We start from the raw sequence: 6,326 nt of genomic DNA, 5'->3' as shown, positions 1-6,326 counted from the left end.
CCTCCTTCGGTGTGTACCACTCCGCCGTCGACTCCATCGTCGACGCGTGTGACCTTTGTGCGGTGAAAGTGCACGCCTAGGTTTTCCGCGGCGTCGTATAGCGCGAGCGCCCATTGCCGGGGGAAGACCTGCGTATCCCCGGGAATTGAGACGGCGCCGGCCAGGCGTGGGCTCAGCCCCGGTTCGAGGGAGCGCGCCTGCCGCACGGTGATGCGCTCGACCTGCATGCCGTGCGCATTCTGGTAGTCCATGAGCTCTGACAAATGCTGGGAATCGGCGCGGTCCGCGGCTACCACGAGCGTGCCTTCGTCGCGGTAGCCGGTATCGAGGTCGCTGTGCTTGGCGACGGCCGCGATAAGCTCCGGATACCATTTGCCCGAGGCCTGCATTAGCGGAAAGAGCGGGTCTTGTTGATAGACCACCTCCGCGGCGGGAGCCAGCATGCCGCCGGCATGGTGCGTGGCGCCGGATGCTGGCGCTGGGTCGAAGACATCGACTTTGATCCCTGACTGGGCCAACTCTACTGCGGTGGCAAGGCCGATGGCCCCGGCGCCGACGATGGCAACGCTTGAGCTGGCAGTGCTGGCAGTGCTCATGCGCGACCTTTCTCGAATTCGCTCAGGAGACGCTCGCAGTAGGCGGCCGGGTCCGGGGCATTCATGATTCCGCGCACGACGGCCAGGCCGTCGACGCCGGTTGCAGCGAGCTCGGCGGCATCGTCCGCGGTGACGTCGCCGATGGCGACTACGGGCAGCTGCGAGGCGGCGACGATCTCTGGGTAGCCCTCGAGCCCCAGCGGGGTGCGTCCAGAATCCTTCGTCGGGGTAGCGCGGAAGGGACCGCAGCCGACGTAGTCGAGGACGTCCGCGTACTGGTTTGCGTCCCTAATTAACTCAAGCGTTCCCGTGGTCAGGCCGATGATTGCATCGGGGCCGAGCAGCTCACGTGCGGCACGTGGGCAGAGATCGTCCTGGCCGATGTGCACGCCGTGGACGGGCGCGCCCGCGCAACGCAGAGCTAGGGCGACGTCGACGCGGTCGTCGATAAGCACGTGCGCGCGCGGATTTACCTCGTGCACCGCCTCGGCCACGCGGGCGCCCAAATCATAGAGCGTGCGGGCAGAAATTGGCTTTGAGCGCACCTGTACCACGCCCGCGCCGCCACGCACGGCGGCCGCGGCAATCTCCGGTGACATATTGGTGCCGGTGACGAAGTAACAACGCAGATCAAGCACGGTCGGCTGGCTCCGTGTCTGCCGTTTGATAGAGCTTGGAGCCTTGCGCCTTGAACTCGGCTGACATCATTGCCTCGCCGGCCTTGGCATCGGTGGGAAAGCTCGGCATGCCCAGGGAATCCGAGAAAGTATCGCGGATGTCCTGGCTAATCCGCATGGAACAGAACTTCGGGCCACACATCGAACAAAAGTGCGCGGTCTTGGCGGGCTCAGCCGGCAAGGTCTCATCGTGGTATTCCTGCGCGGTCTCAGGGTCGAGCGAAAGCGCGAACTGATCGTGCCACCGGAATTCGAAGCGGGCCTTGCTCATGGCGTCGTCCCACGCCCGCGCGCCGGGGTGGCCCTTGGCCACGTCGGCGGCATGCGCGGCGAGCTTGTAGGTGATGACGCCGGTCTTGACATCGTCACGGTTCGGCAGACCCAGATGCTCCTTCGGGGTGACGTAGCACAGCATCGCGGTGCCGCCCATGGCGATGTGTGCGGCGCCGATGGCGGAAGTGATGTGGTCATATCCCGGAGCGATGTCCGTGACCAGCGGGCCCAGTGTGTAGAACGGGGCGTCGTGGGCCCAGTCCTGTTCCAGCTCGTTGTTTTCCTGGATCATGTTCAGCGGAACGTGGCCGGGGCCTTCCACCATGACCTGCACGTCGTATTCCCAGGCGCGGCGGGTGAGCTCGCCGATGGTCTTAAGCTCGGCGAACTGCGCCGTGTCGTTGGCGTCGGCCAGGCTGCCAGGGCGCAGGCCATCGCCCAAGGAGAAGGCGACGTCGTATTGCGCGAAAATCTCGCAGAGCTCGTCGAAGTTCTCGTAGAGGAAGGACTCCTTGTGGTGGGCCAGGCACCAGCCGGCCATAATCGAACCGCCGCGGGAGACAATTCCGGTGACGCGCTTGGTAGTCAACGGGATGAAGGGCAACAACACACCGGCGTGGATGGTCATGTAGTCCACGCCCTGCTCGCACTGTTCGATGACGGTATCGCGGAAGATCTCCCAGGTAAGGTCCTCGGCCACGCCGTTTACCTTCTCCAGCGCCTGGTAGATAGGCACGGTGCCAATCGGTACTGGGGAGTTGCGCAGAATCCACTCGCGGGTGGTGTGGATGTCATCGCCGGTGGAAAGATCCATCACGGTATCGGCTCCCCAGCGGGTGGCCCAGCGCAGTTTGGACACTTCTTCTGCGATAGAAGAAGTCACGGCGGAGTTGCCGATGTTGGCGTTGATCTTGGTCAAGAACTTGCGGCCGATGATCATCGGCTCGGACTCAGGGTGGTTGATGTTATTCGGGATAATCGCGCGTCCGCGGGCGACCTCGGCGCGCACGAACTCGGGATCGCAGTGCTCGCGCAGCGCCACGAACTCCATTTCCTTGGTGATGATTCCCTTGCGGGCATAGTGCATCTGGGTGACGCGCTTGCCGGCCTTGGCGCGCAGGACGGCACGCTTCTCGCCGCGCCATTCCGCTGAGGCCGCACCACGCTTTTGGGCGGACTTGCCGTCGTCGGCCAGATTGCGCTCGCGGCCGGCGTACTCCTCAACGTCGCCGCGGCCTGCAATCCACTCGCTGCGCAGACCCGGCAGGCCCACCTCCGGCTCACACTCGGGGCCGCGGGTGCGGTAGACGCGGAAAGGCTCGTTGGGCCCAGTGGGTGAGTCATCGAGCTCGATCTGGGTTTCCGGTACCTCCAGGCCATCACGGATGATGGGGGAGTAAGAGTGCTTTGGATGGATCTCGTTAGGGGTAGCCGACATGGCGCCTTCCTCACTTCCTTCGCTGGTGCTAACCAGACAGGTTCGAACGGTCTAGACGCGGCCTTGGCGCCTATCTCAGCCCACTTCTTCGTGGGCACCCGTGGGGTACTTGCATCACACACCATAAACCCTGTGATGCGCGTCTGTCTTGGAATTGCAAGAATTTGCTGTTCGCGCGGTGGGTATGGAAGAATTCCTTTGTTCTATGTAACAGGCACGAACCGGTCAGCTTCTTCAAGGATGAAGGGGCGCTAGGGTCCTCTGTCTTAAACTGAAAAGGAAAAACAATGGCTAACCTCATTGACAAGGTAGATGCAGCACAGCTGCGTGACGATGTTCCAGACTTCCGCCCAGGCGATACCCTCGACGTAAACGTCAAGGTCATCGAGGGTAAGACCCAGCGTGTTCAGCTCTTTAAGGGCGTGTGCATCCGCCGCCAGGGCGCTGGCATCCGTGAGACCTTCACCGTCCGTAAGGTCTCCTTCGGCATCGGCGTTGAGCGTACCTTCCCGGTTCACTCCCCGAACATCGAGTCCATCCAGGTTGTACGCCGCGGCCGTGTCCGCCGTGCAAAGCTGTACTACCTGCGCGACCTGCGCGGCAAGAAGGCTCGCATCAAGGAGCGCCGCTAGTTCTAGCGCCGAAAGCGCCCGCCTCCGTTTTCGTTCCTCATTCGAGGTTCGAGAGGGAGAGTGGGCGCTTTTGCTATGTCTAGACTGTTAGGCCTGGACTGTTAGCTTTGCTCTAGTTTTCTTGGTTTTGGTGCTGCGTTTAAATCTGTGCTGAGCTGGTGCCCGGCTGCTGGGTGGAGCCCTGGGCCATTTGCTGCTCGGCGAGCACGTGCTTAATGTCTTGTTGGTCGCTCCTTACCTTTTTCGCCCACCAGACGACGCCCGCGACGATCGCAACGATGATCAGTAGCGGTACGAGTATGAAAAGAAGTTCAATTATTCCCAAAGACATAAACAGCACGCTACTACAGGCGAAAAAGTAATTCAATACTTTTTGATGGAAGTTTGCGGAGCTCGCGGGGGACTGATGGGGGATTCGGCGAACTTAGAGTTCGCTGAATGCTTTCGTCAGGGTACCGGTTTTCGGGCCCATTGTTGCTAGGATTTAGCCCGTGAATAACGAGAAGGAATTCGAAGACCATGGCGCAGACGTCGCGACTAGCGAGGCCAAGCCGGTAGAAGAAGTATCAGAGAAGAAAGAAAAGAAGGAGAAAAAGGAGCTGCCGTGGCTCCTGGAGACCCTTCTCATCATCCTCTGCGTATTGTGCGTGGTAGGCCTCGTACAAACCTTCATCGGCCGCCAATATGTCATTCCTTCTGGTTCGATGGAGCCAACCCTCCACGGCTGCGATGGCTGCACCAATGACCGCATCTTCACCGAGAAGATTTCCTACTACGGAGATAAGGGCCCAGAGCCTGGCGACGTCGTGGTGTTCAAGGGCACCGATGACTGGAACCGCAATTACCAGTCGCCGCGTTCTTCCAACGAGGTCATTCACAAGATTCAGGATGTACTGAGCTACGTCTCGCTGACCCCGCCGGATGAGAACACCTTGGTCAAGCGCGTCGTAGCTACGGGCGGCCAGACCGTGTCCTGTCAGGAGGGCGATCCAGCTGTGATGGTGGATGGCAAGCCGATTAACCAGGACTACGTCATGGATCCGCCAACCTACAAGGTTGACGAGAAGACCGGTTCCTATGCCTGCGGCGGTGCCTACTTTGGCCCAGTTACCGTTCCGGAAGGAAACATCTGGGTAATGGGCGATAACCGCACGGCTTCCGCGGACTCCCGCTATCACATGCAGGATCAGTACCAGGGCACCATTCCGGTAGAAAACGTCCGCGGCAAGGTCATGTTCGTGTTCTTCCCGTTCAACCACATCGGTGGGGTAGATGACCCAGACATCCAGGCCTAGAAAGCGGCGTCCCAACCTAGAAAACCGCGCCGTTGACCACGCCCCGGAAGAAGAGCGCGTGCGCGTGCGCGATCTTCTGCCTACGGTCATCGTGGTGTTTCTGGTCTTGGCTTTCGTGCAGACGTTCATCGGGCGGATGTATCTGATTCCGTCGGCTTCGATGGAGCCGACGTTGCATGGCTGTGCGGGCTGTAAGAATGACCGTATCTTGGTCCAAAAACTCAGCTATTACTTCTCTGATCCGCAGCCCGGTGATGTCGTGGTCTTCGCGGGCGCCGATTCCTGGAATTCTTCCTTCGCAGTAAAGCGCTCCGATAACGTGCTCGTTCGCGGCGTCGAAAATGCCGGCGCGGCCATCGGCTTGCTGCCTAATGGGGAAAACATTTTGGTCAAGCGTGTTATCGCTACCGAAGGCCAGACCGTTTCCTGCGAGGCAGGTGACCCGGCAGTGATGGTGGATGGCCAGCCCATCGACCAGTCTTATGCCAAAACCCCGCCAGAGATGCCGGTGGATACCGCAGCTGGCTCGGAGGCCTGCGGCGGCAGCTATTTTGGCCCCGTCACGGTCCCGGAGGGAAATATTTGGGTGATGGGTGATAATCGCACGAACTCGCTCGACTCCCGCGCGCACTTGGGCGACAACCTGCAGGGCACGATTCCGGTGGACAATGTTCGCGGCAAGGTAGAGGCAGTGGTTCTGCCGATTCCACGCGCACAGCTTATCGACGATCCCAAAATCCAACATGCGGCGGCTTAAACAACAGCGCACCTACGAAGTGGCCTTGAGTAAGGCTGGTCTGGGCCCGGTAGCCGGCGTCGATGAGGCCGGCCGCGGGGCGTGCTGCGGGCCGATTACTATCGCCGCATGCATCCTGCCGGAGAAGATCGTTCCGGAGTTGGATAAGCTCACCGACTCTAAAAAGCTCACGCCCAAGACGCGGGAGAAGCTCTATCCCATCATCAAAGACAAGGCTCTGGCCTGGTCTGTGGTGCATATTGGGGCGGATGACATTGATTCTCGCGGCATCCAGCACGCTAACGTCTCTGGGATGCGTAGGGCGGTAGCGCGCCTGGAGGTGCGCCCGCACTACGTGCTTACCGACGCCCTGAAGATCCCCGGCATGCCCGCACCCCAGCTGCCCATGGTGGGCGGCGATGCCGCGGCGCGCTGCATTGCGGCTGCCAGCGTGCTGGCGAAGGTCTCGCGCGACCACGTGATGGATGAGCTCGATAGGCAGTATCCGGGCTATGGTCTGGGCTCGCACAAGGGCTATGGAACGGCTATTCATCAGGAAGCGATCGCCCAATTGGGTGCCTGCCCGGAACACCGGATGAGCTATCGCAACGTGGCACAAGCCCACGCGAAATTTCTCGCGCGCGCCTGAAACTGTTCAGGTGATTTCCGGGTTAAGCTA

Annotated in this window: 8 protein-coding genes and 1 riboswitch; of the genes, 4 read left to right on the top strand and 4 right to left on the bottom strand. The window is 60.8% G+C overall.

Annotated features, from left to right (window positions below):
• From HMPREF2724_RS13115 to thiC, 3 genes are all read right to left on the bottom strand, one after another.
• On the bottom strand, positions 1-596 hold a 596-nt coding region (locus HMPREF2724_RS13115; RefSeq protein ID WP_246818202.1), incomplete at its 3' end, for an FAD-dependent oxidoreductase.
• Positions 593-1,234, bottom strand: a complete 642-nt coding sequence (locus HMPREF2724_RS04010) for a thiamine phosphate synthase (protein ID WP_083281306.1) — start codon at positions 1,232-1,234, stop codon at positions 593-595. The genes HMPREF2724_RS04010 and HMPREF2724_RS13115, both read right to left, overlap by 4 nt.
• Entirely contained in the window at positions 1,227-2,984 is a 1,758-nt protein-coding gene (thiC, locus tag HMPREF2724_RS04005; protein WP_070433255.1) for a phosphomethylpyrimidine synthase ThiC, read from the bottom strand. The genes HMPREF2724_RS04010 and thiC overlap by 8 nt, the downstream gene beginning before the upstream one ends.
• A riboswitch (TPP riboswitch) is annotated at positions 2,981-3,096 on the bottom strand. (Overlaps the previous gene by 4 nt.)
• 175 nt (positions 3,097-3,271) lie before the next feature.
• Here thiC and rplS point away from each other — a divergent pair.
• Complete coding sequence (gene rplS, locus HMPREF2724_RS04000; protein WP_005528888.1) at positions 3,272-3,616, top strand: 50S ribosomal protein L19; 345 nt, start codon at positions 3,272-3,274, stop codon at positions 3,614-3,616.
• A gap of 139 nt (positions 3,617-3,755) precedes the next feature.
• Here the strand turns inward: rplS and HMPREF2724_RS03995 are convergent, their stop codons facing one another.
• Entirely contained in the window at positions 3,756-3,947 is a 192-nt protein-coding gene (locus HMPREF2724_RS03995) for a hypothetical protein (RefSeq protein ID WP_141748331.1), read from the bottom strand.
• 160 nt (positions 3,948-4,107) lie between these two features.
• On the opposite strand from HMPREF2724_RS03995, the gene lepB (HMPREF2724_RS03990) reads away from it, so the two are divergent.
• From lepB (HMPREF2724_RS03990) to HMPREF2724_RS03980, 3 genes are read left to right on the top strand one after another with little or no spacing between them, the layout of a single operon-like run.
• Positions 4,108-4,911 carry a signal peptidase I gene (gene lepB / locus HMPREF2724_RS03990; RefSeq protein WP_061923229.1) on the top strand — a complete coding sequence of 268 codons (804 nt, stop codon included), beginning with the start codon at positions 4,108-4,110 and terminating at the stop codon, positions 4,909-4,911.
• Entirely contained in the window at positions 4,889-5,668 is a 780-nt protein-coding gene (lepB, locus tag HMPREF2724_RS03985; RefSeq protein ID WP_070587282.1) for a signal peptidase I, read from the top strand. Before lepB (HMPREF2724_RS03990) ends, lepB (HMPREF2724_RS03985) begins: the two co-directional genes overlap by 23 nt.
• A complete protein-coding gene (locus tag HMPREF2724_RS03980; protein ID WP_070456400.1) occupies positions 5,655-6,296 on the top strand; it encodes a ribonuclease HII in 642 nt (213 codons plus the stop codon). The genes lepB (HMPREF2724_RS03985) and HMPREF2724_RS03980 overlap by 14 nt, the downstream gene beginning before the upstream one ends.
• The last annotated feature ends 30 nt before the right edge of the window (positions 6,297-6,326 follow it).

The organism is Corynebacterium sp. HMSC071F07 (assembly GCF_001810285.1).
GTDB lineage: Bacteria > Actinomycetota > Actinomycetes > Mycobacteriales > Mycobacteriaceae > Corynebacterium > Corynebacterium simulans.
Note: the sequence above shows the minus strand (reverse complement) of the source record. Positions and strands in the feature narration are given on the sequence as shown.

Bases quoted from the DNA above. Each gene is read 5' to 3' on its own strand.
- thiC (WP_070433255.1), bottom strand. From the start codon at position 2,984: ATGTCGGCTACCCCTAACGAGATCCATCCAAAGCACTCTTACTCCCCC.
- rplS (WP_005528888.1), top strand. From the start codon at position 3,272: ATGGCTAACCTCATTGACAAGGTAGATGCAGCACAGCTGCGTGACGAT.
- HMPREF2724_RS03995 (WP_141748331.1), bottom strand. From the start codon at position 3,947: ATGTCTTTGGGAATAATTGAACTTCTTTTCATACTCGTACCGCTACTG.
- lepB (WP_070587282.1), top strand. From the start codon at position 4,889: ATGACCCAGACATCCAGGCCTAGAAAGCGGCGTCCCAACCTAGAAAAC.
- HMPREF2724_RS03980 (WP_070456400.1), top strand. From the start codon at position 5,655: ATGCGGCGGCTTAAACAACAGCGCACCTACGAAGTGGCCTTGAGTAAG.